20 protein-coding genes are annotated in these 26,269 nt (G+C 61.2%); 8 read left to right on the top strand and 12 right to left on the bottom strand.

The features are described from left to right. Positions 1-171 precede the first annotated feature (171 nt). From HFO71_RS14285 to HFO71_RS14250, 8 genes are all read left to right on the top strand, one after another. Positions 172-1,449: a polyhydroxyalkanoate depolymerase gene (locus tag HFO71_RS14285; RefSeq protein WP_131662133.1), complete on the top strand. Its 1,278-nt coding sequence runs from the start codon at positions 172-174 to the stop codon at positions 1,447-1,449. A 145-nt stretch (positions 1,450-1,594) separates the two neighbouring features. Then, the gene (locus HFO71_RS14280; protein WP_017965993.1) at positions 1,595-2,029 is read left to right on the top strand and encodes a DUF2852 domain-containing protein; all 435 of its coding nucleotides are present in this window, start codon (positions 1,595-1,597) and stop codon (positions 2,027-2,029) included. Positions 2,030-2,136: 107 nt separating this feature from the next. Continuing rightward, on the top strand, positions 2,137-2,895 hold the full coding sequence (locus tag HFO71_RS14275; RefSeq protein ID WP_131640915.1) for a M48 family metallopeptidase: 759 nt from the start codon (positions 2,137-2,139) through the stop codon (positions 2,893-2,895). Between the two features lie 178 nt (positions 2,896-3,073). After that, positions 3,074-3,742, top strand: a complete 669-nt coding sequence (locus tag HFO71_RS14270) for a phosphoribosylanthranilate isomerase (RefSeq protein ID WP_024322892.1) — start codon at positions 3,074-3,076, stop codon at positions 3,740-3,742. Positions 3,743-3,744: 2 nt separating this feature from the next. Next, positions 3,745-4,965, top strand: coding sequence for a tryptophan synthase subunit beta (gene trpB / locus HFO71_RS14265; RefSeq protein ID WP_131640916.1), 1,221 nt, complete (start codon positions 3,745-3,747; stop codon positions 4,963-4,965). Between the two features lie 3 nt (positions 4,966-4,968). Continuing rightward, on the top strand, positions 4,969-5,808 hold the full coding sequence (trpA, locus tag HFO71_RS14260) for a tryptophan synthase subunit alpha (RefSeq protein ID WP_221988184.1): 840 nt from the start codon (positions 4,969-4,971) through the stop codon (positions 5,806-5,808). Positions 5,809-5,847: 39 nt separating this feature from the next. After that, entirely contained in the window at positions 5,848-6,753 is a 906-nt protein-coding gene (gene accD, locus HFO71_RS14255) for an acetyl-CoA carboxylase, carboxyltransferase subunit beta (RefSeq protein ID WP_065281695.1), read from the top strand. Between the two features lie 27 nt (positions 6,754-6,780). Further along, the gene (locus HFO71_RS14250; RefSeq protein ID WP_170268982.1) at positions 6,781-8,133 is read left to right on the top strand and encodes a bifunctional folylpolyglutamate synthase/dihydrofolate synthase; all 1,353 of its coding nucleotides are present in this window, start codon (positions 6,781-6,783) and stop codon (positions 8,131-8,133) included. 73 nt (positions 8,134-8,206) lie between these two features. Here the strand turns inward: HFO71_RS14250 and trxA are convergent, their stop codons facing one another. From trxA to HFO71_RS14190, 12 genes are all read right to left on the bottom strand, one after another. Next, on the bottom strand, positions 8,207-8,527 hold the full coding sequence (gene trxA, locus HFO71_RS14245) for a thioredoxin (RefSeq protein WP_003544118.1): 321 nt from the start codon (positions 8,525-8,527) through the stop codon (positions 8,207-8,209). 75 nt (positions 8,528-8,602) lie between these two features. After that, positions 8,603-12,154 (bottom strand): double-strand break repair helicase AddA, encoded by a 3,552-nt coding sequence (gene addA, locus HFO71_RS14240; RefSeq protein WP_168258854.1) that lies wholly within the window; start codon positions 12,152-12,154, stop codon positions 8,603-8,605. Beyond that, a complete protein-coding gene (gene addB / locus HFO71_RS14235; protein ID WP_221988183.1) occupies positions 12,147-15,338 on the bottom strand; it encodes a double-strand break repair protein AddB in 3,192 nt (1,063 codons plus the stop codon). The genes addA and addB overlap by 8 nt, the downstream gene beginning before the upstream one ends. A gap of 3 nt (positions 15,339-15,341) precedes the next feature. Further along, positions 15,342-16,073, bottom strand: coding sequence for a nucleotidyltransferase family protein (locus HFO71_RS14230; protein WP_131640919.1), 732 nt, complete (start codon positions 16,071-16,073; stop codon positions 15,342-15,344). A 13-nt stretch (positions 16,074-16,086) separates the two neighbouring features. Then, on the bottom strand, positions 16,087-17,604 hold the full coding sequence (gene tsaE, locus HFO71_RS14225; protein WP_131640920.1) for a tRNA (adenosine(37)-N6)-threonylcarbamoyltransferase complex ATPase subunit type 1 TsaE: 1,518 nt from the start codon (positions 17,602-17,604) through the stop codon (positions 16,087-16,089). Then, positions 17,601-20,186 carry a sensor histidine kinase gene (locus HFO71_RS14220; RefSeq protein ID WP_168341092.1) on the bottom strand — a complete coding sequence of 862 codons (2,586 nt, stop codon included), beginning with the start codon at positions 20,184-20,186 and terminating at the stop codon, positions 17,601-17,603. The genes tsaE and HFO71_RS14220 overlap by 4 nt, the downstream gene beginning before the upstream one ends. 203 nt (positions 20,187-20,389) lie before the next feature. Next, a complete protein-coding gene (gene ahcY / locus HFO71_RS14215; protein ID WP_025396524.1) occupies positions 20,390-21,790 on the bottom strand; it encodes an adenosylhomocysteinase in 1,401 nt (466 codons plus the stop codon). Positions 21,791-21,947: 157 nt separating this feature from the next. Then, a complete protein-coding gene (locus HFO71_RS14210; RefSeq protein ID WP_003544133.1) occupies positions 21,948-22,223 on the bottom strand; it encodes an HPr family phosphocarrier protein in 276 nt (91 codons plus the stop codon). A 9-nt stretch (positions 22,224-22,232) separates the two neighbouring features. Then, positions 22,233-22,634 (bottom strand): PTS sugar transporter subunit IIA, encoded by a 402-nt coding sequence (locus HFO71_RS14205; protein WP_003544139.1) that lies wholly within the window; start codon positions 22,632-22,634, stop codon positions 22,233-22,235. 148 nt (positions 22,635-22,782) lie between these two features. Then, positions 22,783-23,235, bottom strand: coding sequence for an HPr kinase/phosphorylase (locus HFO71_RS14200; protein WP_131640922.1), 453 nt, complete (start codon positions 23,233-23,235; stop codon positions 22,783-22,785). Beyond that, positions 23,232-25,022 (bottom strand): sensor histidine kinase, encoded by a 1,791-nt coding sequence (locus HFO71_RS14195; protein WP_077978048.1) that lies wholly within the window; start codon positions 25,020-25,022, stop codon positions 23,232-23,234. The genes HFO71_RS14200 and HFO71_RS14195 overlap by 4 nt, the downstream gene beginning before the upstream one ends. A gap of 185 nt (positions 25,023-25,207) precedes the next feature. Beyond that, positions 25,208-25,942, bottom strand: coding sequence for a response regulator transcription factor (locus tag HFO71_RS14190; protein ID WP_206102978.1), 735 nt, complete (start codon positions 25,940-25,942; stop codon positions 25,208-25,210). Between the last annotated feature and the right edge of the window lie 327 nt (positions 25,943-26,269).

Here is a 26,269-nt window from a genome sequence, read left to right as displayed (position 1 = left end):
TCGATTGTGATGCCGGGGATCAATTCTCCGGCATTTCTTGTGTGGGTCTGGTGCGTCAATGTTGCTGTGCAACAAAAACCTGTTAGTCTGCGTTACGTGCCCGCGTTACGAAAAGAGTCGATGCCTCTCAATCGGTGTCATCTTTTCGATAGAGAAAGGTGGCGCCTTCCAATGTTTTATCAGCTTTATGAATTGAACCATGCTGCCATGGCGCCGTTTCGCGCCGCGGCCGATATCATGCGATTTGCCTATGCCAATCCGATGAACCCGTTCTCCAATACGCCATTCGGCCGCACGATCGCGGCAAGTCTCGAAATGTTCGAACGCACGACGCGCCGCTACGGGAAACCGGAATTCGGACTGAAGCAGACGACGATCGGTGACAAGACGGTGTCCGTCCGCGAAGAGGTCGTCTGGTCGCGACCCTTCTGCAATCTTCTGCATTTCGCCCGCAGTGTTCCCGCCGCCCGCGGCAATGATCCGCGCATTCTGATCGTCGCGCCGATGTCCGGCCACTATGCCACGCTGCTGCGCGGCACGGTCGAGGCGCTGCTGCCGAGTGCCGATATCTACATCACCGACTGGATCGACGCCCGCATGGTGCCGATGACGGAAGGCACGTTCGATTTCGACGATTACGTCGACTACGTCATCGAGATGCTGCATTTCCTCGGTCACGACACGCATGTCATCGCCGTCTGTCAGCCTTCCGTTCCGGTGCTGGCAGCCGCTGCCGTGATGGAAGAAGCCAAGGATCCGCTTTCGCCGGCGTCGATGACGCTGATGGGCGGCCCGATCGACACGCGCATCAACCCGACGGCGGTCAACAAGCTCGCCCAGGAGCGGTCGCTGCAGTGGTTCTCCGACAATGTCATCATGAACGTGCCCTGGCCGCAGCCGGGCTTCATGCGCCCGGTCTACCCAGGGTTTCTGCAGCTTTCGGGCTTCATGTCGATGAATCTTGATCGCCACCTCGTCGCGCACAAGGAATTCTTCATGCATCTCGTGAAGAACGACGGCGAGCCGGAAAGGCATCGCGATTTCTACGACGAATATCTCGCCGTCATGGATCTGACCGCCGAATTCTATCTGCAGACGGTGGAGGAGGTCTTTATCAAGCATTCGCTGCCGAAGGGCGAACTGATGCATCGCGGCAAACGCGTCGATCCGGCGGCAATTCGCAATGTGGCGCTGCTGACCGTCGAAGGCGAGAATGACGATATCTCAGGGGTCGGCCAGACAATGGCGGCGCAGACCATCTGCGTGAACATTCCCGAAGATATGCGCATGCATTATCTTCAGCCGGATGTCGGCCATTATGGTGTTTTCAACGGCTCGCGTTTCCGCCGCGAGATCGCGCCGCGCATCATCGATTTCGTCCGCCAGCATTCCCGTTCCGCCGTCAAGCCTCCCATCCCGCGTGTCATCAAGGGCGGCCGAACGGGCTGAATCAGGAATAGCTGAATTAGCAAAACGGATTCAAGGTGTTGTCCGATTTCGCGGGCAATCGTCTTGAAGGCGGTTATTGTGGTAACCACATCGATTTCAGCGTTCGGTATTCTGCCGGGCGCGGAAAGCGAGGGATACCCGCACGATGAACCAGTCAGCATTGCTTCGACCGGATTGGACTCCGGCTACCATTGCCCTGATGATTCTCGGCTTCATGGTTTTCTGGCCCCTGGGTCTTGCCATGCTTGCCTACATCATCTTCGGCGACCGTCTGCGCGGCTTCAAGCGTGACGTCAACCAGGCGACCGATGGCTTCTTTGCCTCCTGCCGCCGCCCGCATGGCCGTCACCGCCCGCATTTTTCGACCGGCAACGTCGCCTTTGACGACTGGCGCAAGGCCGAACTCGACCGCATCGAGGAAGAGCGCCGCAAGCTTGACGAAATGCGCGAGGAATTCGACTCCTATCTTCGCGAGCTCCGCCGCGCCAAGGATCAGGAAGAGTTCGACCGCTTCATGCGCGACCGCAGGAACGCCAAGCGCGATGACAACGGCCCGGTCGCTGAATATCAGACGCCGTAAACGCCTGAACAATGAATTGATGACCGGCATCTCCCGATGCCGGTTTTTCCATGTCTGCCCTTCCGGCGATCATTTAGATTTGCCGGCGAATCGTATAGAAAACACGCATGTTCTCGCTTCTGAAAACAAGGTCGAAGGCGCGAAAGCCGGCTCCGCCCGAAATGCGGACGCTCGATGTCGCCGGCCGGCTCATGCCGCTGACGATCAAGCAGCATGACCGGGCGACACGCATCACGCTGCGCATCGAACCGGGCGGTCGCGCCTTGAAGATGACGGTGCCGAAAGGCCTTGCGGCGCGTGAGGTCAATGCCTTCCTCGATCGTCACCAGGGCTGGCTGCTCACCAAGCTTGCTAAGTTTTCGACCGATACCGGCCTGCGTGATGGCGGCGAGATCCTCCTTCGCGGCGTTTCTCACCGCATCCAGCATAGCGGCAGCTTGCGCGGGCTGACGGAGGTGGTTTCCACAGGCGGCATCCCGGTGCTGCGCGTCAGCGGCATGCCGGAACATGTCGGACGGCGCATTGCGGCCTTTCTCAAGAAGGAGGCGCGCGCCGATCTCGCAAGACTGGCGGCGATGCATGCCGTAACGATCCGGGCGCCGATCCGTTCGATCTCGATGAAGGATACCCGTAGCCGCTGGGGCTCCTGTTCGTCGGAGGGAAATCTGAGCTTTTCCTGGCGTATCGTCATGGCGCCGCCGTCGGTGATCGATTATCTCGCCGCCCATGAGGTCGCCCACCTCAAGGAAATGAATCACGGCCCGCACTTCTGGGCCCTCTGTGGCAAACTTTGCCCCGGTATGGACGAGGCGAAATCCTGGCTCAAGCGGCATGGCAGCCAGTTGCATGCCATCGATTTCGACTAGCGCGTAACCCCGAAAATCGGAATCGATTTTTCGGAAAGCATTATGCGCAGATTTAAAGTGATAGAGCGTCCTTAGCGCGTCCTTTGGATGCGCGGCGCTCTAGCCGAGAGCCGCGCTAAATTCAGTGTTCGTCGCAAATTGGCTCGACTCTTTCCGCATTTCGTGTCACTTCGCTGCCATGAGACCGGATATCAAGATCTGTGGTTTGAAGACGCCTGAGGCTGTCGATCGTGCGCTGAAACGCGGCGCGACCCATATCGGTTTTATCTTCTTCGAAAAGAGCCCGCGCTATATCGAGCCGGACCTGGCGGCAAAACTGGCCGAACCTGCGCGCGGCAAGGCGAAGATCGTCGCCGTCGTCGTCGATCCGACCAATGACGAACTCGACGAGATCGTATCGTTGTTGAAGCCGGATATGCTCCAGCTTCATGGTAACGAGAGCCCTGAACATGTGCTGACCATAAAGGCGCTCTATGGTCTGCCTGTGATGAAGGTCTTTTCGGTCCGCACGGCAGACGACCTGAAGCGCGTCGAGGCCTATATCGGCATCGCCGACCGTTTCCTCTTCGACGCCAAAGCGCCGAAGGGTTCGGAACTGCCTGGCGGCAACGGTATTTCCTTCGATTGGAGCCTTCTCAGCTGGCTTGACGGCAGCGTCGATTACATGCTTTCCGGCGGGCTGAACAAGGACAATGTCGCCGAGGCGCTTTTCATCACCAAGGCACCGGGTATCGACGTCTCCTCGGGAGTCGAAACTGCGCCTGGCGTGAAGAGCGTCGCGAAGATCGATGAATTTTTTGACGCGGTCGAAAAGGCGAATGCGCCGATGATGGCCTCAGGGAGTTGAGAGTGAACGAGACGCCTAAACCGAATTCCTTCCGTTCCGGCCCCGATGAAGATGGCCGTTTCGGCATCTATGGCGGTCGTTTCGTGGCCGAAACATTGATGCCGTTGATCCTTGATCTGCAGGACGAGTGGAACAGGGCAAAGAACGATCCGGCGTTCCAGGCCAAATTGAAGCATCTCGGCGCGCATTATATCGGCCGCCCGAGCCCGCTCTATTTCGCCGAGCGGCTGACGGCCGAACTCGGCGGCGCCAAGATCTATTTCAAGCGCGAAGAGCTGAACCACACCGGCTCGCACAAGATCAACAACTGCATCGGCCAGATCCTGCTCGCCAAGCGCATGGGCAAGACCCGCATCATCGCCGAAACCGGTGCCGGTCAGCACGGCGTCGCCTCCGCAACCGTTGCCGCCCGCTTTGGCCTTCCCTGCGTCGTCTATATGGGCGCCACCGACGTCGAGCGTCAGGCGCCGAATGTTTTCCGCATGAAGCTGCTCGGCGCGGAAGTCAAGCCGGTCACGGCGGGCAGCGGCACGCTGAAGGACGCCATGAACGAGGCACTTCGCGACTGGGTCACCAATGTCGAGGATACCTATTACCTGATCGGAACGGCAGCCGGTCCGCATCCCTATCCGGAGATGGTCCGTGATTTCCAGTCGGTGATCGGCATCGAAGCGAAAGAGCAGATGCTGGTAGCCGAAGGCCGTCTTCCGGATCTGGTCATCGCTGCCGTCGGCGGCGGCTCGAACGCCATCGGCATTTTCCATCCTTTCCTGGATGATCCCACTGTCAAGATGGTCGGCGTCGAAGCCGGCGGCAAGGGTCTGCAGGGCGACGAACATTGCGCCTCGATCACTGCCGGTTCGCCGGGCGTGCTGCACGGCAACCGCACCTATCTGCTGCAGGATGGCGACGGTCAGATCAAGGAAGGCCATTCGATTTCGGCCGGTCTCGATTATCCTGGCATCGGCCCCGAACATTCCTGGCTGAACGATACCGGCCGCGTCGACTATGTGCCGATCATGGATCACGAAGCGCTCGAGGCTTTCCAGACCTTGACCCGCCTCGAAGGCATCATCCCTGCGCTCGAGCCCTCGCACGCGATTGCCGAGGTGATCAAACGCGCACCGACGATGGGCAAGGACGAGATCATCCTGATGAACCTCTCCGGCCGCGGCGACAAGGATATCTTCACCGTCGGCAAGATTCTGGGAATGGGACTGTAAGACATGACCGCACGCATGGACAAACGCTTTGCCGAGCTGAAGGCCGAGGGCCGTCCGGCGCTTGTGACCTATTTCATGGGCGGCGATCCCGATTACGGCACCTCGCTCGGCATCATGAAGGCGCTGCCGGAGGCAGGCTCCGACATCATCGAGCTTGGCATGCCCTTTTCCGACCCGATGGCCGACGGCCCGGCGATCCAGCTGGCCGGTCAGCGGGCGCTGAAAGGCGGCCAGACGCTGAAGAAGACGCTGCAGCTGGCGGCCGATTTCCGCAAGACCAATGATGCGACGCCGATCGTGATGATGGGTTACTACAACCCGATCTATATTTACGGCGTCGAGAAATTCCTCGACGACGCGCTCGCCGCCGGCATCGACGGCCTGATCGTTGTCGACCTGCCGCCTGAGATGGATGACGAGCTCTGCATTCCGGCGATCCGCAAAGGCATCAATTTCATCCGCCTGGCGACGCCGACGACCGATGAGAAGCGCCTGCCGAAGGTCCTGAAGAACACTTCAGGCTTCGTCTACTACGTCTCGATGAACGGCATCACCGGTTCGGCGCTGCCTGATCCGTCGCTGGTTTCGGGCGCGGTCGAGCGCATCAAGCAGCACACCAAGCTGCCCGTCTGCGTCGGCTTCGGCGTCAAGACGGCGGAGCATGCAAAGGTCATCGGCGGTTCGGCCGACGGCGTCGTCGTCGGCACCGCGATCGTCAATCAGGTCGCGACCAGCTTGACGCATGACGGAAAGGCAACGGCAGACACCGTTCAGGCGGTTGCCACGCTGGTGCGCGGCCTTTCCACGGGAACACGTTCGGCGCGCCTTGTTGCTGCCGAATAGTTTGCGCACATTGAAAAAAGTCTATCAGGAGTATTCGAGTTGAACTGGATCACCAACTACGTTCGCCCGCGGATCAATTCCATGCTGGGCCGTCGCGAAGTGCCGGAGAATCTCTGGATCAAGTGCCCGGAAACGGGCGAGATGGTCTTCCACAAGGACCTGGAAGGCAACAAATGGGTCATTCCGGCGTCTGGTTATCACATGAAGATGCCGGCCAAGGCGCGCCTGACCGATCTTTTCGACAATGGCGAGTTCGAATCGCTGCCGCAGCCGAAGGTCGCGCAGGACCCGCTGAAGTTCCGCGATTCGAAGAAATATAGCGATCGCCTGCGCGACAGCCGCCTGAAGACCGAACAAGAGGATACGATCCTCGCCGGTGTCGGAAAGGTGCAGGGACTGAAACTCGTGGCCGTTGTGCACGAATTCAACTTTATCGGCGGTTCGCTCGGCATGGCCGCCGGCGAGGCAATCGTCAAGGCTTTCGAGCGTGCGACGTCTGAAAAGTGCCCGCTGGTGATGTTCCCCGCTTCCGGCGGTGCGCGCATGCAGGAAGGCATCCTGTCGCTGATGCAGTTGCCGCGCACGACGGTTGCCGTCGACATGCTGAAGGAATCCGGCCAGCCCTATATCGTCGTGCTGACCAACCCGACGACGGGTGGCGTCACGGCCTCCTATGCCATGCTTGGCGATATTCATCTGGCTGAACCCGGCGCCGAAATCGGCTTTGCCGGCAAGCGCGTGATCGAGCAGACCCTGCGTGAAAAACTGCCCGAAGGCTTCCAGACCGCCGAATACCTGCTGGAGCATGGTATGGTCGATATGGTCGTCAAGCGTCACGATATTCCGGAAACGCTGGCGCGCCTCTTGAAGATCCTGACGAAGAAGCCGGTTTCTGCGGCGAACGACATGAATGGCGGCGCCATTGCTCTGGCGGCGAGCGCCTGATAACCGACAAACAGGCGGGGTGCCGAATTGATACCCAGAGGCCAAACCGCAGTGAGTGAGGCAGCACAGGAGATCGACAAGCTCATGGGATTGCATCCCAAGGGTTTTGATCTGTCTCTCGATCGCATCACCCGTCTTCTTGATGTGCTCGGCAATCCGCATAGGAAATTGCCGCCGGTGATCCATGTCGCCGGCACCAACGGCAAAGGGTCGGTCACCGCCTTCTGCCGCGCTTTGCTCGAAGCCGGCGGCTACAGCGCCCATGTCCACACCTCGCCGCATCTCGTCAATTGGCACGAGCGTTATCGCATCGGCGTCAAGGGCGGACGCGGACAGCTTGTCGACGACGCCGTCTTTGCCGGGGCCGTGCGTCGCGTGGCCGATGCCAATGCAGGACAGCACATCACCGTCTTCGAAATTCTGACGGCGGTCACCTTCATCCTGTTTTCCGAACATCCGGCCGATGCCGCGATCATCGAAGTCGGTCTCGGCGGCCGGTTCGACGCCACCAATGTCATTTCCAATCCGGCCGTCTCGGTGATCATGCCGATCTCGCTGGATCACCAACCCTATCTCGGCGACAGGGTCGAGCTGATCGCGGCCGAAAAGGCCGGCATCATGAAGCCGGGATTTCCCGTCGTCATCGGCCATCAGGAATATGACGCAGCGCTCGACGTGCTGATGTCGACGGCCGAACGGCTGCATTGCCCGAGCGCCGTCTTCGGGCAGGATTTCATGGCGCATGAGGAATATGGCCGGCTCGTCTACCAGGACGAGTTCGGGCTTGCCGACCTGCCGCTACCGCGCCTTCCCGGCCGCCATCAATATGCCAATGCTGCCGCTGCCATTCGTGCCGTCAAGGCGGCGGGTTTCACCGTCACCGAGACGATGATGGAAAAGGCGATGAGTTCGGTCGAATGGCCGGGCCGGCTACAGCGCCTGAGCGAGGGCCGGCTGCTGCCGCATGCACCCGCCGGCGCCGAGATCTGGATCGATGGCGGGCATAATCCCGGTGCCGGCGAAGTGATCGCCGAAGCCATGGCCACTTTCGAGGAGCGCCAGTCTCGGCCGCTTTTTCTGATTATCGGCATGATCAATACCAAGGATCCGGTCGGTTATTTCAAGGCCTTTGCCGGCTTGGTCGAGAAGGTTTTCTGCGTGCCGATCCGCGGCAGCGAAGCGATGGTCGACCCGGTGATATTGTCGAATGCCGCTTATGATGCCGGCTTGGTTGCCGAACCGATGTCGACGGTCGGCGATGCGCTGGAAGCGATAAAAGCCGTCGCCGACCCGGAGGCATTGCCGCCGCGCATCCTGGTCGGCGGCTCTCTCTATCTTGTCGGCGACGTGCTTGCCGACAACGGCACGCCGCCAAAATGAAGGCTGCGAAATGAAAAAAAGCCCGGTCGAGCCGGGCTTTTTCGTCAATGTGATATAAATTCGTCGATATTAATCAGGCAGCGCTCGAAATCCAGTTCGAAAGAGCCGTCTTCGGCTTTGCGCCGACCGAGATATCGGCAACTTCGCCGCCCTTGAAGATTGCAAGGGTCGGAATGGAGCGCACACCGAACTGTGCAGCGAGTTCCGGGTTCTCATCGATATTCAGCTTGGCGACCTTGACCTTGCCTTCCATCTCGACGGCGATTTCTTCGAGGCTCGGAGCAATCATCTTGCACGGGCCGCACCATTCGGCCCAGAAATCGACGACGACGGGTTCTGCGGATTCCAGAACTTCCGACTGGAAGTTATTGATATCGACTTTCACGGTAGCCATGGGCTGCTCCTTTAACGGAATTGGGTGTTGAACCACATGTGATGGTGCGGTGCCGAACTTTCAATGTCCGGTATTTCACTTTGTCTTGACCGCTGCAAGCGCCAAACCGAGCGCCTCTTCGCTCAGCGCGTAGAGCGAAGCGTTCTCGGTATAGACAAGCATGCAATCGATACGCTTATCAGGATAGAGCGGCGCCAGGATCTCGCGATAGATCGCCAGCTGTGCCCGGTGCGCGAAGGGGATAGCTTCTTCTGTTGCTGGCGGTACCCGATTGGTCTTGTAGTCGAGAATGACGACGCGATCGGCAAGAACGGCGAGCCGGTCGATGCGGCCGGAGACGGCATAGCGCCGGTCTTCGAGCGTCAATGTTCCCATGATCGAGACTTCGGGCTGGGCCTGCGCACCGAGAACAGCCTGCAGACCTTCCTCGTCCAATAGTTTCAGAACCGAATCGACAAGCTTGCGCCGTTCGGCTTCCGGCCAGAATCGAGCCGCCCTTTCGGCATAACGGCTCGCCGCGTCAGGCCGTTCGCCAAGCGGAATTTCGGGAAGCGCCTGCAGCATGCGATGGATCAGCCTGCCCTTTTCCAGCGAACGATCGCTGCGCTCCTTTTCGCCGAACAGCGGCGAGACAATCAGCAGACCGCCCTCGTCTTCATCGATGATCGTCCCGGCGCCGGAAGGACTGAGCGGCCGGGGCAGCTCAGCCTGCGGCGGCAATGGCCGCAACAGACCGTCGGGCAAGGTCTCCTCGCTGCCGCGCTCTTCGGTGCTATCGATACGCTCGAAGCGTCGTTCCACCCGCGGCACGCGCCATTTGACGCCCGGCCATTCCCCATCGGGACCGGAGAATGTGGTCGCCTCCACATGCGGATGGTCGTCGCGCAGGGCCGTCGAGATCATCATATGCCAGGTGTCGTTATTCACACGCACGCCACGATAGCCGCAGACGACCAGCCGGTCGGCGGCGCGCGTCATAGCGACATAGAGCAACCGGCGGTATTCCTCTTCCGCCAGCATCTGGATACGTGTGGCATCGTCCAGGGTCAGCGAATTGGCCAGATCGGAGACAGGAACCCAGACGGGCATCGGCGGCTCGTCGGGACCGGTCTCGATCAGGCGAAGCTTCGGCAGATGGGTATGGGTGAAGGCCTTCGAACCGCCGTCGACAAGGAAAACGATCGGTGCTTCAAGACCCTTGGAGGCATGCACCGTCATGATCCGCACCTCGTTGCGCCCCTTGTCCTGCTCGCGCTTCATCACGGGGGCTTCGAGCTCCAGCGTCGAGATGAAGGATTGCAGCCCGGGAAGGCCGGAGCTCTCGTGGTCGAGCGTGAAGGTCAGGAATTCGTCGAGAATATCGCTGACCTCGGTGCCGAGACGGGCAAGGAATTGCCGCCGCCCGCCATAGCTGCCCAGCACGCGCGCATAGAAATCATGGACCGACAGGCTCCTGGACTGCCGGAGAAACAGCTCCAGCCTCTCGACGGCAGCGCGGAAACGCTCGGTGCCGTCGGTGGCGAAGCTTTTGAGATGGCTCCAGACGCTCTGATTGTCGCCGCGCAACGCGGCGACCGCAAAGATGTCGTCCTCGGAGAGATCGAAAAGCGGGCTCTTCAGCACGGCGGCGAGCGAAAGATCGTCTTCCGGTAGAAGCAGGAAACGGCCGAGCGCCAGCAGATCCTGCACGGCGATATGGCTGGTCAGCACCAGCCTGTCCGCACCGGCGACGGGAATATCGCCGCGGCGCTTCAACGCGCGTGTCAACGCATTGACGAAGGCGTCGCGCTTGCGCACCAGCACCAGGATGTCGCCCGCCTCAATCAGGCGCTCCTTGCCTTTGTCGACGATCGTTTCGCGGCCAACGAGCGTGCCGATCGAATGGGCGATCCGCCGCGCGAGGATCGCGGCCGGCGCGCTTTCCGGCGTCGCATCGAAGGGCGCCGTCCAGTCCTCCTCCTTCACCACCGCTTCCGGCGCAACCATTTCCCAGAGATCGACGGCGCCGGGATGTCCGATGCGGCTTGAACGATGCACGACCGGTTCGCCGAGCGCGCTGAGGCCGCGCGCATTCTCGGCTGTCTTGAAAATGTGGTCAACCGCCTCGAGTACGTCTGAGGTCGAGCGGAACGACAGTGGCAGCCGCACGGAGGAAAAACTCTGCCCGCTATCGGAAACGCGCCGCCGCGTCCGGTCGCTCTCTTCGGAAAAACGCTCGGGCCGCGCCCCCTGGAAGGAATAGATCGACTGCTTTTCGTCGCCGACGGCAAACAGCGTGCGCACGATCGGCCGGGCGCTTTCGCCGGAGAAGAAATCTTCGGCGAGCGACTGGATGACACTCCACTGGATCGGGCTGGTATCCTGCGCCTCGTCGACGAGGATATGATCGATGCCGCGGTCGAGCTTGTAGTGGATCCAGGGGCCGACGCCACTTTTTGTCAGGAGGTCGGCGGTGCGGGTGATCAGGTCCTCGAAATCGAGCTGGCTGCGCTGCTTCTTCAACTCCTCATAGTCGTGATTCAGCCGATCGGCGAGCACCAGCGCTGCATGCGTGGCGCCGTACATCCGCATCAGCTTCAGCCGGTCGCGGCTTGCTGCGACATGCGCGCGGGCAATGGCGATGGCCTCCGCCAGACGCGGTGCCTCGGCAAGCATGGCCTTGACGAAAAATTGCGAGTCGGCCTTGGGCTCGCCCTTCACGGTCAGAAAGATCTTCTCGAGAAATTGCGCACGCCTTGCGTCATCGCGCTCCCGCCCGGCGAGCCTGAGGCCGTAAGCAACTTCCTGCGCCTTCGCGCCGCCCTTCTGGTCGGCAAGCGAGAGATAGAGCTCCAGTGTGCTGCCCGAAAGCTCCGGCAAAGGCCAATATTGCGCCGCGATCCTGTCTTCAGTGTCGCCGACGGCAAGGCCGAGCCTTTTGCGCAGAACCATTTCCACACCGCCCTGCTGTTCGGCCGTCGCGGTGAAACGACGAATGGCATTGCGGTTGGCGACGATGTCGCCGAGCAGGTTCTCCAGCCCGGATTCGTCGCCGAGATTGAGCACGTAGGCGAATGCCTCGGCAAGGGCGCTGTCTTCGTCCGGCGCCGTTGCCGTCAGCAGCGCCCGGCGCGCATCGGAAAGCAGCGCCACCGCCGCGCGATCGTCGAGAACTGAGAAATGGCCGGCAACGTTGGCCTCCAGCGGGAACTGATGCAGCAGTGCCTCGCAAAAGGCATGGATCGTCTGGATCTTCAGTCCGCCGGGCGTCTCCAGCGCCTTGGCAAACAGCCGACGAGCCTCGGCAAGCTTCAGTCCGTCGGGAGCCACGCCTTCGATCTGCGTGATGCGGCGGCCGAGGTCTTCATCGTCAAGCACCACCCATTCCGCCAGCCGTTCGAAAACGCGGTTCGACATTTCCGACGCCGCAGCCTTGGTGTAGGTGAGGCATAAAATGGCGGAGGGCCGCGCGCCTGATAGCAGCAGCCGGATGACGCGCTGCGTCAGCACATGCGTCTTGCCGGAACCGGCATTGGCCGAGACCCATGCCGACCGCAACGGATCGGAGGCTATCGCCTGCTGGATTGTCGTCCAGCCGATCCAGGCGCCCGGATCGTCATCGTTGGGAAGGGCGGTCACATCACTCATCGCCGCCCTCTTCGGTTTCGGCCGTCGACCATTCGGAGACGCGGGCGAGATGATCATAATCGCCGCCGAAATCGAACTGCTGGGCCGGGATCAGCCGCGAGGTAAAGCCTCTTTCGCTGGATTGCAGCAACCCCACGAATTTGACCAGCTGGTCGATCGATTCAGCGGCGAGATCCATCGCCGATTTGGCCTTGTCGCTGCGTGCAGAGCTCTCGTTGTTGACGGTATCGACTTGAAAGCGGCTTCCCGGTCGCAGACGCACATAGAGAAGGTCCTGCGGCACGAGGCTGCCGGCATCGCGAAAAGCGCCAGCGCTCAAGGCCGCTGCTTCAAGTGCCAGCTGCGGATCGAGAAGCACGCGTGCCTGCGCCGGCGAGGGATTGTAGCCGGTCTTGTAGTCGATGATATCGGCCGAGTGTGGTCCGGTGACGTCGATCCGGTCTGCGACGCCGGTGAGCCGGATATTGATCGGCTCCAGTTCCATGCCGCCTCGCACTTCCGTCAACGTTTTCAGGATGCCATGTCGCCGTCCGGCCTCCCATTCGAGGAAGACGCGGGCGACTGCGCGAAAACGCGGCCGCCACACGGCATCGATATGCGGCGGCAACTTTTCCATGTCGAAAAGCTCGGAAAGGACGTGCTCCATCGCCGCTGCCGCATCCGGCGTGCCGGCGATATGGGCTTCGCGGATGAAACGGTCGATGATCTTGTGGTAGAGCGTCCCGCGTTCGGCCGCACCCGGGTCGCGATTGAACGGGTCGACGGGGTCGAGCCGCAGGATGCGACGGGCATAGATGGCATAGGGATCTCGGCGCAGCCGGCCGACTTCGCTGAAGGAATAGGATTTCGGCTGCAGCGCCAGCGGCGGTTTCGGCGAGGGTCGTTGCGCCGGCGCCTGACTGTCGCCCCGATCGATGAGAGCGGTCCACTGCAGGAAACGATTGCCGCGTCCCTTCAATTCCGCTTCGAACGCCTCTCCGCCGAGCGCCAGCAGCCGCTGCAGCCAACGTGAGGCAACGGTCGGCGTCGAGCCCTGGCGCAGCGCGCGCGAATAGATCAGATGACGTGTGCCGTTTGCCATCTCGAAGTCATGTGCCAGCTGGCCGATGCGCCGCTCCGGCGGCTCGAGGCCGATTTCCGTCTTCATCATGCGCGGAATGAAGGGATTGTTGGCGGTCTGTCCCGGCCAGGTGCCTTCGTTCAGGCCGCCGAGGATCAACGTATCGACGCTCTGCAGGCGGGCTTCCAGCGTGCCGAAGATGAAAAGCCTCGGATGGCTGAGCGCCCGTGGCTTCACCGCATGACCGGCGGCGAGTGCTGCCATGATGTCGATCCATTGCGGTCCGTCGGCCTCCATCTGGCCGTCCGTGTCGATCACTTCACCGAGCAGGGCGGCGAGGGCATCTCCCGCTTCGTTCGACCAGAGATCGGCGAGATTGCCTTGCGGATCGACCGCGACCGCTTCAAGCGAACGGCCGGTGCGTTCCGCCCATTCGGACAATGTGAAGTGCGCTGTTCTTCCGCGATCTTCCGGCCGGTGCCGCATCAGCGCCGAAGCCAGAGGCTCGGTCGCCCGTGTGACCCGCCGGGCAAGGTCGTATGCGGCGTCGGCGGCCTCAGGCGAAAGCGCTTTTCGCCATTGCGGCGCGTGCCTGTCCAGGGCCTGTTCGGCAAGTTGGTGCGTGAGCAGCGGTTCCAGCGTACTGATATCCACCTCTGCCACGCCGCCGCGCAGTGCCAGCAGCTCGAGCGCCTCGGTAGCGGAAATCAAGGCGCCGCGCTCCAGGCCGAAGCGGGCAAGCGGATGTTTGAGCAGCGAGACGATGGCCACCGGATCGCCCGGCCGCAGCGCTGCCTCCAGCAGCAATTGCAGCAGGGTACCCTGCGGCATGGCCGAAAGCGGTGTGCCCGCCGAATCGTCTGCGAGGATGCCGAAGCGGGAAAGCTCGGCCATCACCCGCCGCGCGAGATTGCGGTCCGGAGTGATGAGTGCTGCCCGGCTCTCGCTGTCCTGTCCCGGCCTCTCCAACGCAAGCCGGAGCGCGATGGCAATTGCGGTTGCTTGCTCACGCTCATTGGCGGCTTCAATCAGCGAAATGTCAGAGAAGGCCGAAGACAGCGCGCCTGCCGGCAGGTCGTTTTTCCACGCTCCCCAGTCGCTGGTCGCCTCCGCCGGAGCAAGTGCCCGCGACAGGATTTCGGCACGTCGCTCAAGATCGGCCTCCGGTCTGTCGAGGAGCGTGACGTCGGCACGCGTCAGCTTCAGCCGCTTGAGCAGAGACGACAGACCATATTGCGGATGGCTCCGGCTTGCCGGATTGGCATGTTGGCCTGGCGCCGGTTCCGGCGCGACCATCTGCCAGTGCCTTTCGGGCATGGAGAGATCCAGACCCGGAAGCACGATCACACCTTCCGGCAGATGGGCGACGGCGGCGATGAGATCGGCGGTGGCGGGAACTGAACCCGTCGAACCGGCGATGATGATCGGCCCGGCGGGTTTCGTTGCCGAAAGCCGGCTTGCTTCGGCCCGGAGAATGGCGTTTCTGTGCCGCGCCGGCGAGGATTTGCCGAGTTCGGACAGCCGCTCGGGCCAGAAGGCACTGGCGATCTGCAGGAACTCCGCCGTCAGCTGCCACCAGGCGGCATAATCGCCGGTATCGAGTTTCGACAGCTCCGACCAGTCGAGATCCTCGGTCTCGATGGAATCGATCAGCTCGGCAAGATTGCGGGCGAGCCAGATCGCATCCGCCGGGCTTGCCGGCGCGACGAGCGGCGAGTCCGAGTGAATGTGGCGGACGATCTCCGGCAGCTTGTTTCGCCAGGCAAGGATCAGACGCGCAAGCTCCAGCAGACGGGCAGTATTCGACAGCGGCTGAGCGAGATCGATCGTTGCCGGCAGCGCCTCGTCGAAATAGCCGCTATCGTCATCGGTTTCACCGAGCGGGCGGATGACGGGGAGGATCGCCGAGCGGCCGCCGAGCAGGTCGACGAATTCGGACCGCAGCACACGCACGGCGCGCCGGGTCGGCAGGTAGATCGTGACTTTGGCAAGCGATAGCGGATCATCGGCGTCGTGCCGGAAAATCGGCGTCAATCGGCCGTCGCAAAGTGCCGTCGCCAGCGTTTTCAGGAAGGAGAGGCCCGCCGGGATCGTCAGGATGCGTGGCTGGTGCCGCTCCGCCATGGCTTACGCAAACGCCCGCAGTCGCCGGATCGTTTCCTCCGCCTCGCCGATCGCGTCGGGCGTGCCGACCGTCAGCCAATGGCCTTCGAGCACCATGCCGTAAAGCCGTCCACGCGCGATCGCCTTGTCGAAATAAATATTGAGGTTGAAGGCATCCTTCGGCGCATCGTCGAACAGCGACGGGTTCATGGCGATCGCGCCGGCATAGACGACGGGATTGGACGGATCATCGCGATAACGCGTCAGCCGGCCATCGGCCGCCAGACTGAAGTCGTTCTTGCCATTGTGACCCGTCGTATCCTCGATCCCGACGCAAAGCAGCGCCATATCCATGCGTTCGGCATCGAAGAAGCCGGCTAAGCGTTCCAGGTTCGTCGGCCGCCCCGGCTGTTCGCCGATCCAGAAGAGATCGGCATTCATGACGAAGATATTGTCGCGGCTAAGTAGCCTCAGCCCCTTCGCCAGGCCGCCGCCGGAATTCATCAGTGCGTCCCGCTCGTCCGATATGGCGATGTCGAGGCCGTTATAATTCCCGAGATGTTCGAGCATCTGGTCGGCGTGGTGGTGAACGTTGACGACGGCGCGTTCGATGCCGGCTGCGACCAGCGAATCCAGCGCGTAGTCGATCATCGGCTTGCCGTCGATTTTCACCAGCGGCTTCGGGATGGTATCGGTGATCGGGCGCATGCGGGTTCCGAGACCCGCGGCCAGTACCATGGCTTGTCTGATGGTCATTCTGATCCGGAACTTATGATTCGCTCTGGCCTATTCCAGCCCTTGCGCACCAATCGCGCAAGGGGGCAAGCGTTTCATGCTCAAGCGCGACGTTCAGATAGGAAAGCGTGCGCGGCATATGTTTCAGATAGCCTGGCTTGCCGTCGCGCTGCAACAGGCGCACCCAGAGGCCGGCAAGCTTGCAGTTGCGCTGGGCAGACATAATCGCCCAGGCCTTCATAAATCCGGCTTCGTCGAAACCGCGCTGCGCGCGGCGAAGCCTCAGATAATCATCCATCAGCTGCCGGAAGAGGTCCGGCTCGATCGTTACGCGCGCGTCCTGGACGATCGAGGCAAGGTCATAGGCCGTGGGACCGATCATCGCGTCCTGGAAATCGATGAGGCCGATCTTGCGAATACCGCTTTGATGTTCGCGCCAGATGATGTTCGGCGAATGGAAGTCGCGCAGCAGCAGGTTCTTCTCGGCCGTTGCGAGCTCGTCGATGAGCGCATCCCAGATCGCCAGATATTCCGCCCGTTCGGCTTCCGTTGCAGGTGCGCCCTGGCGCTTCCAGGGCAGGTGCCAGTCAAGCACCAGCCGCACCTCCATCTTCATCGCCGTGCGGTCGAAATCGGGAATGTGGTGGATATGGCCCTTTCCAACGGGGATGTCCTGCGGAAATTTCAGGGCGTGCAGCCTGGCCAGGCAGGCAACGCTTTCGCGATAGCGTTCTATAACCGGCTGGCCGTGGGTATCCAGCACGCCTTCGCTGCCGAGATCTTCGATCAGCAGGATACCCTTGTTATAATCCACCTTGTAGACTTCGGGCGCCGCAAAGCCGTCCTTGCGCAGCGTATCGGCGATCGCCACGAAGGGATAAGCGTTTTCGGCGAGATGCGCGACTTTCGGATAGGGTTTGCCGTCGAGAACCGGCGGGCCTTCAGCAAGCGGCGGCCAGTCCATCAGGATGATGCGTCGGTTCCCGGCCTGCGGATAGATCGCCTCATAGGCGCGCAGCGAGGCATCACCGGTCAGGAATCGGCGTCTCGCTTCGGGATAACCTGCACCGTCAAGGAAATCGCGGATCGCCAGGACGCGGTGGATGCGTGTATTTTGCGCGCCAACGGCTTTGATCGTTGCCCGGCGGCCGCTGCCTTCATGCGCCAACGTCAGGGTGATGCGCTGCGCGGGCAGTTCGCTCTCTGCCATCTCAGGCCATTCGACGAGACAGATACCGTTCTGCAGCGCCTCGTCGAAGCCAAGCTCCGTCAGTTCGGCCGGATCACCGAGCCGGTAGAGATCGAAATGCGAAACGGCGATGCGCAGATCATAGGATTGCACCAGCGTGAAGGTCGGGCTCGGGACCTCGAGCCCCTCGTCATCGGCCATGGCGCGCAGGATCGCGCGGGCGAGCGAGGATTTCCCCGCGCCGAGATCGCCGGAAAGGGCAAGGCAATCGCCGGCCTTCAGGGCCAGTGCCAAGTCCTCGCCGAGGCGGATGGTAGCCGCCTCGTCCTTCAAGAAAAGCGAAATCGTATCACTGGTGGTCATTCGGCGGCGGCGGAATGCGGTACATCGACCGAAGGGATACGGCAGACGACGGTCGTGCCCTTGCCCGGCTCGCTGTCGATCGTCACATCGCCATGATGCAGACTGACGAAGCTGTCGACGATCGAGAGGCCGAGGCCGGCGCCGCCGCGTTTGCCGCTTTTCGCCCCCGTGGCAAAACGATCGAAGACGGTCGCGATCATATCAGGTGAGATGCCGGGGCCGCGATCACTGACGGCGAAGACGAAATCCGTGCCTTCGCGATGGCATTCCAGCGAGATCGACGTGCCTTCGGGCGAGAAATTCGCCGCATTGGACAGAAGCTTCAGAAGGATCTGTTTCAGCCGCTGCGGATCGGCCACGATCGAGCCGAGATAGGCAGGAGCGGTGATTTCAAGTGCGACGCCGCTTTCGTGGAGCCGATCGGCGATCTGCATCGAGACGTCGTCGAGCAGGCCGTTGAGATCGATATCCGCATAATTGAGGCGCATGATGCCGGCATCGACGGTCGCAAGGTCGAGAATATCGTTGACGAGCGTCAATAGAACCGAGGATGAGGTCGAGATGTGGTCGATATATTCGGCCTGCCGTTCGGTAAGCGGCCCGACGCCCGGTGTGCGCAGGAGATCGGTGAAGCCGATAATGTTGGTCAGTGGCGAACGCAGTTCATAGGAAACGTGCTGGACGAAGTCGTTCTTCAGCTCGTCGGCCTTGCGCAACGCTTCGTTCTTCTCGGTCAGCGCGCGCTCGGCGCGCACGCTGTCCGTCATGTTGACGAAGGTCAGCATGGTCTGGGCGTTCGGCAGCGGGATGACGGCATAGTCGAGCACGAGGCCGGAGAAGAGTTCAAGCGTTCCCTGGCCCGAGCGGCGTTCGTCGTCGAAGCTGGTGATCAGTTCCGCGAAGGTCTTCCAGCCGTCCGGCCGGTCATAGGAGGGGGCGCAGGCCTCGCCCAGCGCACGGATATGGGTGCCGGGCTTGGCTTCGGTTTCGGTGATCCCCCAAAGCGCGCGAAAGGCCGGGTTGGAAAGGCGGATGCGTCCATCAGGACCGAACACCGCCACACCTTCGGAAAGATGGTCAATCGTTTCGCCCTGCACCTTGACCAGCGTGTTGTAGCGCGTCTCGAGATCGACCTGCTCGGTCAGGTTTTCGAACACCCAGGTGGCGCCGCCCTGCGGATGGGCGGTCGCAAAGACCCGCAACGTCTGCCCGTTCGGCAGGTGCCAGAGATCCGTTTGCGTGTCGAGCGCGCGATAAACGGAAAGCGCGGCGTCCTTCCAGCTTTTCCAGTTGAGCTGGTCCGGCAACTTCTTGGCTGCGCGCAGCCGCTCGAGCAACTCGCTATTGTCCGGCCGGCCTTCGAGGAAGGCGATATCCAGTTCCCAGAGCGCGACGAAGGCCTGATTGTAGAATTGCAGCCGGCGCTCGCCGTCGAAGATGGCAACCGGCGTGGCGAGATGGTCGAGCGTTTCGGCATGGCTCTTCAGCGTCCGTTCCAGCTCGGCGCGCACTGCCTCTATGTCGGATACATCGATCGCGATGCCGGCCGAACCGCCGGGAACCCTGACGTCGACGACGTCGAAGAATGTCCGATTGCCGCGAACGACGGTCGAGATCTTGTCGTGGAAGGGCGATTCCGGCGTCGTCGTGGCACGAATGCGTTCGCGCGCGACGGTCGTCAGCATCTCGCGGCCTTCATTGATCGCCTGCTGCGGCGATCGCGCTTCGACCGCCTCGCCATAAGCCTGGTTGACCCAGGTCAGGCGGCCCACCGGATCGCGCTGCCAGGCCGGCATGTCGATCGCGTCCAGCATGGTCTGGAAGGCAGAGATCGAGGTCATCAGCCGGTCGCGCTCGATCCTGAGCTCTGCGAGCTCGGCGCGCAGATTGTTGAGCGCCACGAAACGGACGAAGGCACGCCCGCCGGAAACCCGGCCCTGCGCCTCGAGGATCTCGTCGCGGATGGTTTCGACCACCATGTCGAAGCTCTGCGCCTCGTCGCGCAGCCGGTCGATCGCCTTTTCCAGCTCGGAAGCCGAACGTGACTTCAGCCACAGGCCGAAGGCCAGGAATTCGCCGTCTTGCGGCGCGCCGGTCTCGGGCGGAAGCTGGCCGAGCAGTTCGGGCCGCGCATTGCCGTCCCAGATGACGATCCGCCGGTTCTTGTCGGCGATCAGAGCCTGGTATTGCGAAATGCGCTGCTGGGCATCGGAGAGCGCCGAGCGGATTTCCCGGCTCTCGTTTTCCAGGTTGCCGCGCTGGCGCACCAGCCACAGTGTCGACAGCAGGGCTGCCGATATGACGCCGATGACGACGGAAACACCGATCACCTGCGAGGATGTGAAGAGGTGAGCCGAGGCCGCCGCCTGCTGCTCCGCCTGTGCCAGAGCCGGCCATGCCAGCGCGGCAAGCGCCGTGCCGGCGGCGCAGCTTTTCAGGAGCCGCGCCAGTGGTCCGTGCTCTTGCTTTGCGGCCTCGTGTGCCGTTGCAGATTTATATCCTCGGTCTGCCATGAGCGGGCGGTGATCGGCGCGAACGCCATCATCCGCCTGACTGGGCAGGCTGCTTTTCATTTCCGACATCCGCGGTATGTCTCCGTCCTTCAATGTGCCGCATTACGACAAGACATCCCATTTTCGCAGCGGTCGGACAGGGTCCTGCGCCACGAATCAAGTCTTAAAACAATACTTCGGAAGGGAATCTGCGGGAAGGGAGCGTCCAAAAAATAAGCCGCGGCATTTGTCAATGCCGCGGCTTCTACATCTTGTGGATATTAACGATCAAATCAATATCTGTAGTGGTCGGACTTGAACGGGCCCTTCGGCGAGACGCCGATATAGGCAGCCTGTTCCGCAGAAAGCTCGGTCAGCTTCACGCCGAGCTTGTCGAGATGCAGGCGTGCGACCTTCTCGTCGAGATGCTTCGGCAGGATATAGACCTGGTTGGAATACTGGTCGGGCTTGGTGAAGAGCTCGATCTGCGCCAGCGTCTGGTTGGTGAAAGAAGCCGACATCACGAAGGACGGATGGCCGGTGGCATTGCCGAGGTTGAGCAGACGGCCTTCGGAAAGAAGGATGATGCGGTTGCCCTTGGGAAATTCGATCAGGTCGACCTGCGGCTTGACGTTGGTCCACTTGAGATTGCGCAATGCAGCGACTTCGATTTCGTTGTCGAAGTGACCGATATTGCCGACGATCGCCATATCCTTCATCGCCCGCATATGGTCGATGCGGATGACGTCCTTGTTGCCGGTGGTGGTGATGAAGATATCGGCCGAGGAAACGACGTCCTCGAGCAGAACGACTTCGTAGCCGTCCATCGCAGCCTGCAATGCGCAGATCGGATCGGCTTCGGTCACCTTAACGCGGGCGCCGGCGCCGGAGAGCGAAGCGGCAGAACCCTTGCCAACGTCGCCGTATCCGCAGACGACGGCAACCTTGCCGGCCATCATGACATCGGTGCCGCGACGGATGCCGTCGACCAGCGATTCCTTGCAGCCATACTTGTTGTCGAATTTCGACTTGGTGACCGAGTCGTTGACGTTGATTGCCGGGAAGGGCAGCAGGCCCTTCTGGCTGAGCTGGTAAAGCCGGTTGACGCCGGTCGTCGTTTCCTCGGTGACGCCCTTGATCGCGTCGCGCTGCTTGGTGAACCAGCCAGGCGAAGCGGCAAGGCGCTTCTTGATCTGTGCGAAGAGGATTTCCTCTTCTTCGGAATGCGGATGAGTGAGCACGTCCTCGCCGGCTTCTGCGCGGGCGCCAAGCAGGATATACATGGTGGCGTCGCCGCCGTCATCGAGGATCATGTTGGAAAGGCCGCCATCGGCCCACTGGAAGATCTTGTCGGTATAGACCCAGTAATCTTCGAGCGATTCGCCCTTGATGGCGAAGACAGGCACGCCGGAAGCGGCGATCGCGGCAGCGGCATGATCCTGCGTCGAGAAGATGTTGCACGAGGCCCAGCGGACTTCCGCGCCGAGCGCGACCAGCGTCTCGATGAGCACGGCCGTCTGAATAGTCATGTGCAGCGAGCCGGTGATGCGCGCGCCCTTCAGCGGCTTTGTCTGGCCGAATTCGGTGCGGCAGGACATCAGCCCTGGCATTTCGGTTTCGGCGATCGTAATTTCCTTGCGGCCGAAATCCGCAAGCCCGATATCGGCGACGACATAATCTTTTTCAGTGCTCATAGAGGCCTCCAGGCTGAAAACGTCTCAAAATTGGCGCAGGCGCGAAGGATGACCCACGTGCAAGCGCACGGCATGTCCGCCGTTTAGCAGGCTTCGCCGGTGATGGCAATAAGGATATAAAGAAGTCTTTATATGTTTATATGAACTCGATCGGAGCTCACATCTCCTCGCCGAACCTGTTCTGGATCAGCTGGTCCAGCGCCTCCAGCGCTTCCTCGGCCTGGCTGCCGCTTGCCGAGACGACGACACTCGAGCCGGGGCTTGCCGCAAGCATCATCAGGCCCATGATGGAGGTACCGCCGACCGTCATTCCGTCCTTGGAAACGGTGATGGCGGCATCGAAGGTCTCGACCATCTGCACGAATTTGGCAGAAGCGCGCGCATGAAGACCGCGCTTGTTGATGATAAGGAGTTCCCGGGAGAGCGATGTCATGAATGCCCGTTATTTTCCGCTGAGCACACGGCTCGCGACATTGATATATTTCCGCCCGGCTTCAGAGGCCTCCACCAGTGCCTTCTCCATGTTGTTCTCGCCGCGCACCCCGGCAAGCTTGATCAACATCGGCAGGTTGACGCCGGCAATGACCTCGGTATGGCCGCTGCTCATGACTGATATGGCAAGATTGGACGGTGTGCCGCCGAACATGTCGGTCAGAATGACGACGCCGTGGCCATCATCGGCACCGGAAACGGCTTCCAGAATGTCCTGCCGTCTCTGGTCCATGTCGTCTTCGGGGCCAATACAGACCGTCTCGATGAATTTCTGAGGACCGACGACGTGCTCGACAGCATGACGAAACTCTTCAGCCAGCTTGCCATGAGTGACAAGCACAAGTCCGATCATGATATTACTGCTCCCATATACAAACGGTGGCCCCAATATCGCAACGCAGCAATTACGTCCACCGGTGGGGGCACATCTTGGCTATGAAAAGCCGAAGTGCAAGATAAAAATGCGAATATATAAGGCAGATTGACCAATCCGGAAGGCCTCAGCGCCCGATATCCGGCACTTTTGCCATCAGGATCGCAAGGGGTGAGGAAACGCCTGTGAGCAACCGCAATGCGGGAAGCGAAAAACCGGCGGCAAGGCTCACCATTTCGCCCTCGGGAGGCACCCGGTTTTCACCGGTCGCGCAGCCCGGAAGCACGGCATAATGCATGGCCGCCCTGGGAATATGGTCCTGACGAACGATGCCGGTGCCGCGAAGTTCGATCAGCCCGGTGATCGACGGCGGGCACGTGGCGATCACCGCGCCGGCCTCTCTTGAGAGAAGAACTTGATCGTCCGCGACCAGCGCCGTGAAAAGCCCGAGCCGGCGCGCCTCGGTCATGCACGTGAAGGCCAGCATCGATTTTCCCCAGCCGGAGGGGCCGCTGAACAGCAGCCCGGTCTTGCCGACGACGATCGCCGTCGCATGGACGTTGAAACCTGCCTCGGTCATGCTGCTGCGCCGATTGGCAACGAGAGGATGAAGCGGGCGCCGAGTATATGCCCGCTCTCGGCATCGGTGATGTTTTCGGCTCTCAGCGAACCGCCATGCGCTTCGGCGATCTGGCGGCTGATCGAAAGGCCGAGGCCCGAATTTTGGCCGAAGCCTTCCGCCTCCGGCCGGTCCGTATAGAAGCGCTCGAAGATACGGTCGATATTTTCCGCCTGGATGCCCGGGCCGTTGTCTTCGATCGTGGTGACGCAGCGCGAGCGTGTCCGCACCAGCCGCACAGTAATCTTGCCGCCCTTTTCCGGCACGAAAGAGCGGGCATTCTCGATCAGGTTGGCGATGATCTGGCCGATGCGTAGATCGTGGCCGTTGATGACGAAGCGGGTCTTGACGTTCGGCTTGCGTTCGATCGCATATTCGATCTCCACCTGCTTCTTGGTGCTCCTGACCTGGCGCGAAACCTCGATGAGGTCGCGCAGCAGCACCTCCATATCAACGGAGCCGGCATCCACGCGTGCGAGTTCGGCGTCGAGACGGGAGGCGTCGGAGATATCGCTGATCAGCCGGTCGAGGCGGCGGACATCGTGCTGGATGACGTCCATCAGCCGCTTCTTGGAATCGTCGGATTTGGCAAGCGGAAGCGTTTCGACAGCGCTGCGCAGCGAGGTCAGCGGGTTCTTGAGCTCATGGCTGACATCGGCCGCGAAACTTTCGATCGCATCGATGCGGTCGTAGAGCGCCGTCGTCATCTCGCGCAAGGCGATGGAAAGGTTGCCGATTTCATCCTGGCGGGCAGAGAAGTCGGGAATTTCCTCACGCGTCTTGGCGCCGCGGCGGACACGGATGGCCGCTGCCGAAAGACGGCGCAGCGGATTGGCGATGGTCGACGACAGCACCAGCGAAAGCAGCACGTTGACGAGCGTCGCGACGCCGAAGACGCGCATAATGGCAAGCCGCTCGGCATGGACGATATTGTCGATGTCGCCCGCCTGTGTCGACAACAACAGCACGCCGAGCACGGCGCGGAAGCGCTGGATCGGCACGGCGACGGAAACGATGAGCTCACCTTTTTCAGTGGTGCGCACGACTGCGCCGCGAACGCCGGTGAGCGCATTCATCACTTCGGGATAGATTGAGCCGTCGCCCCCCGGCGCTTCCTTATAGAGCGGCAGATTGCCGGGCTGTAACGCCTTGTTGAACAGGGTGGCGAACCATTCACTCCAGGTCTGTTTCTCTTCCTCAACCGGCGGCAGGTCGAAGCGCAGCACCTGGCCGCGCGAATAGAGATGGCGCGAATCGAGCAGCAGGTTGGCATCGGCATCGAAGATGCGGGCGCGGGTGCGCGTCGGAGAGATCAGCCGGCGCAGGACCGGTGCGACCTTTTCGGGATCGATCGGGAATTCAAGGTCCTCGTCGTTCGGCACCGGGGTGATGCTCTGGCCGGCCTGCAGCTCAAGCAGCTTCTGCGGATCGATGGTAATCGAGTTCGTATCGACCGACGCGGAGGCCGAAACGGCGCCGGCGATGATTTCGCCCTGCGTCAACAGGCTTTCGGCGCGAGCGTCGATCAATCCCTCGCGGAACTGGTTAAGGTAGAGGATGCCGCCGACGAGCACCACCAGCGCGACGAGATTGAAGAACAGGATGCGCCGCGTCAGGCTCGAAAAGACGGCATTGCCGAAGATGCGGCGGATCAGCGTGAAGGGATGCGACCAACGGCGGCCTCGGACGCGACGGGTGCTCACGCCCTCCGCATCGTCGAGATCCCTTTCCTGCACCAACTGTGCCAATAACAGGCCCTTTCGAAGGGCGGGGCCGGATGGACCGGCCCGCAGCCCTCAACATTTCTAACAGCGCCGCGCGTCTTTTCAGACGCGCAAAGGACGCTGTGACATTTTGAACTGCTGCATAATTTGATCCTTAAATCGATGCCGACTTGGGAGATTATGCAGGAGCGCGCTGCGCCGCTCGGGGCTCAGCCTGCTTCGCGGAAGCGGTATCCCACTCCGTAGAGTGTTTCAATCATATCAAAGTCGGTGTCGACCATCTTGAATTTCTTGCGCAGCCGCTTGATGTGGCTGTCGATGGTCCGGTCGTCGACATAGACCTGTTCGTCATAGGCTGCGTCCATCAGCGCGTCGCGGCTTTTGACGACGCCGGGGCGCTGCGCCAGCGAATGCAGGATCAGGAATTCGGTCACCGTCAGCGTCACGGCCTCGCCTTTCCAGGTGCAGGTATGGCGTTCCTGGTCCATGACCAGTTGCCCGCGCTCCAGCGAGCGGGCCTGCTGCACCGCGCCGGTCTTCGGCGCGCCGCTGGGGCCGGTGCCGGCGGCGGCGGCTTCGCGGCTTGACGCGCGGCGCAGGACGGCGCGCACGCGCTCCACCAGCAGACGCTGCGAAAAAGGTTTGGTGATGAAATCATCGGCGCCCATCTTCAGGCCGAAGAGTTCATCGATCTCCTCATCCTTGGAGGTGAGGAAGATGACGGGAATATCCGACTTCTGCCGCAGGCGGCGCAGCAGTTCCATGCCGTCCATGCGCGGCATCTTGATGTCGAAGATCGCCAGCTGCGGCGGTCGCGCCAGCAGGCCGTCGAGCGCCGAAGCACCGTCCGTATACGTCTCGACCTTATATCCTTCGGCCTCCAGCGCGATCGACACCGAGGTGAGGATGTTGCGGTCGTCATCAACGAGCGCGATTGTCGGCATGGTGTTGGTCTCCGTCATCAGTGCGCAATCTCCCGGATTTGCTCTCCCCAGGCGGTCTCAGTGACCGGATGCGCTTATGGAGGATAAAGGTGGAACAAATTGTGGCAAAGATAAAGGGGAGGATTGTCGCAAAATTCGCCGGCAATCTTAAGTAGCGCGTTCGAATCTTTAAACCCGACCTATTCAAACGATTTAAAATTGAGGCGATAAATTTAAATCGATTAATTATTTGATATCGCTGCATTTTCTCCAGTTTTCCATCTTGTGTTTTAAAATTTCTGCCCGTATTTTCGCGATTAGTTTTAACGGCAACGAGCCTGAGTGAAG

The sequence above is a fragment of the Rhizobium laguerreae genome (assembly GCF_019778565.1).
Lineage (GTDB): Bacteria > Pseudomonadota > Alphaproteobacteria > Rhizobiales > Rhizobiaceae > Rhizobium > Rhizobium laguerreae.
The sequence above is the reverse complement of the archived record's forward strand: the minus strand, read 5'-3'. Positions and strand labels throughout refer to the sequence as shown.

What these genes read in the sequence shown, in the direction of transcription:
- ahcY (WP_025396524.1), bottom strand. Translation starts at nt 21,790, where the DNA reads ATGAGCACTGAAAAAGATTATGTCGTCGCCGATATCGGGCTTGCGGAT.
- trxA (WP_003544118.1), bottom strand. Translation starts at nt 8,527, where the DNA reads ATGGCTACCGTGAAAGTCGATATCAATAACTTCCAGTCGGAAGTTCTG.
- HFO71_RS14280 (WP_017965993.1), top strand. Translation starts at nt 1,595, where the DNA reads ATGAACCAGTCAGCATTGCTTCGACCGGATTGGACTCCGGCTACCATT.
- HFO71_RS14210 (WP_003544133.1), bottom strand. Translation starts at nt 22,223, where the DNA reads ATGACATCGCTCTCCCGGGAACTCCTTATCATCAACAAGCGCGGTCTT.
- HFO71_RS14190 (WP_206102978.1), bottom strand. Translation starts at nt 25,942, where the DNA reads ATGCCGACAATCGCGCTCGTTGATGACGACCGCAACATCCTCACCTCG.
- addB (WP_221988183.1), bottom strand. Translation starts at nt 15,338, where the DNA reads ATGGCGGAGCGGCACCAGCCACGCATCCTGACGATCCCGGCGGGCCTC.
- HFO71_RS14270 (WP_024322892.1), top strand. Translation starts at nt 3,074, where the DNA reads ATGAGACCGGATATCAAGATCTGTGGTTTGAAGACGCCTGAGGCTGTC.
- tsaE (WP_131640920.1), bottom strand. Translation starts at nt 17,604, where the DNA reads ATGACCACCAGTGATACGATTTCGCTTTTCTTGAAGGACGAGGCGGCT.
- HFO71_RS14285 (WP_131662133.1), top strand. Translation starts at nt 172, where the DNA reads ATGTTTTATCAGCTTTATGAATTGAACCATGCTGCCATGGCGCCGTTT.
- HFO71_RS14220 (WP_168341092.1), bottom strand. Translation starts at nt 20,186, where the DNA reads ATGTCGGAAATGAAAAGCAGCCTGCCCAGTCAGGCGGATGATGGCGTT.
- HFO71_RS14230 (WP_131640919.1), bottom strand. Translation starts at nt 16,073, where the DNA reads ATGACCATCAGACAAGCCATGGTACTGGCCGCGGGTCTCGGAACCCGC.
- HFO71_RS14205 (WP_003544139.1), bottom strand. Translation starts at nt 22,634, where the DNA reads ATGATCGGACTTGTGCTTGTCACTCATGGCAAGCTGGCTGAAGAGTTT.
- HFO71_RS14275 (WP_131640915.1), top strand. Translation starts at nt 2,137, where the DNA reads ATGTTCTCGCTTCTGAAAACAAGGTCGAAGGCGCGAAAGCCGGCTCCG.
- HFO71_RS14200 (WP_131640922.1), bottom strand. Translation starts at nt 23,235, where the DNA reads ATGACCGAGGCAGGTTTCAACGTCCATGCGACGGCGATCGTCGTCGGC.
- trpA (WP_221988184.1), top strand. Translation starts at nt 4,969, where the DNA reads ATGACCGCACGCATGGACAAACGCTTTGCCGAGCTGAAGGCCGAGGGC.
- addA (WP_168258854.1), bottom strand. Translation starts at nt 12,154, where the DNA reads ATGAGTGATGTGACCGCCCTTCCCAACGATGACGATCCGGGCGCCTGG.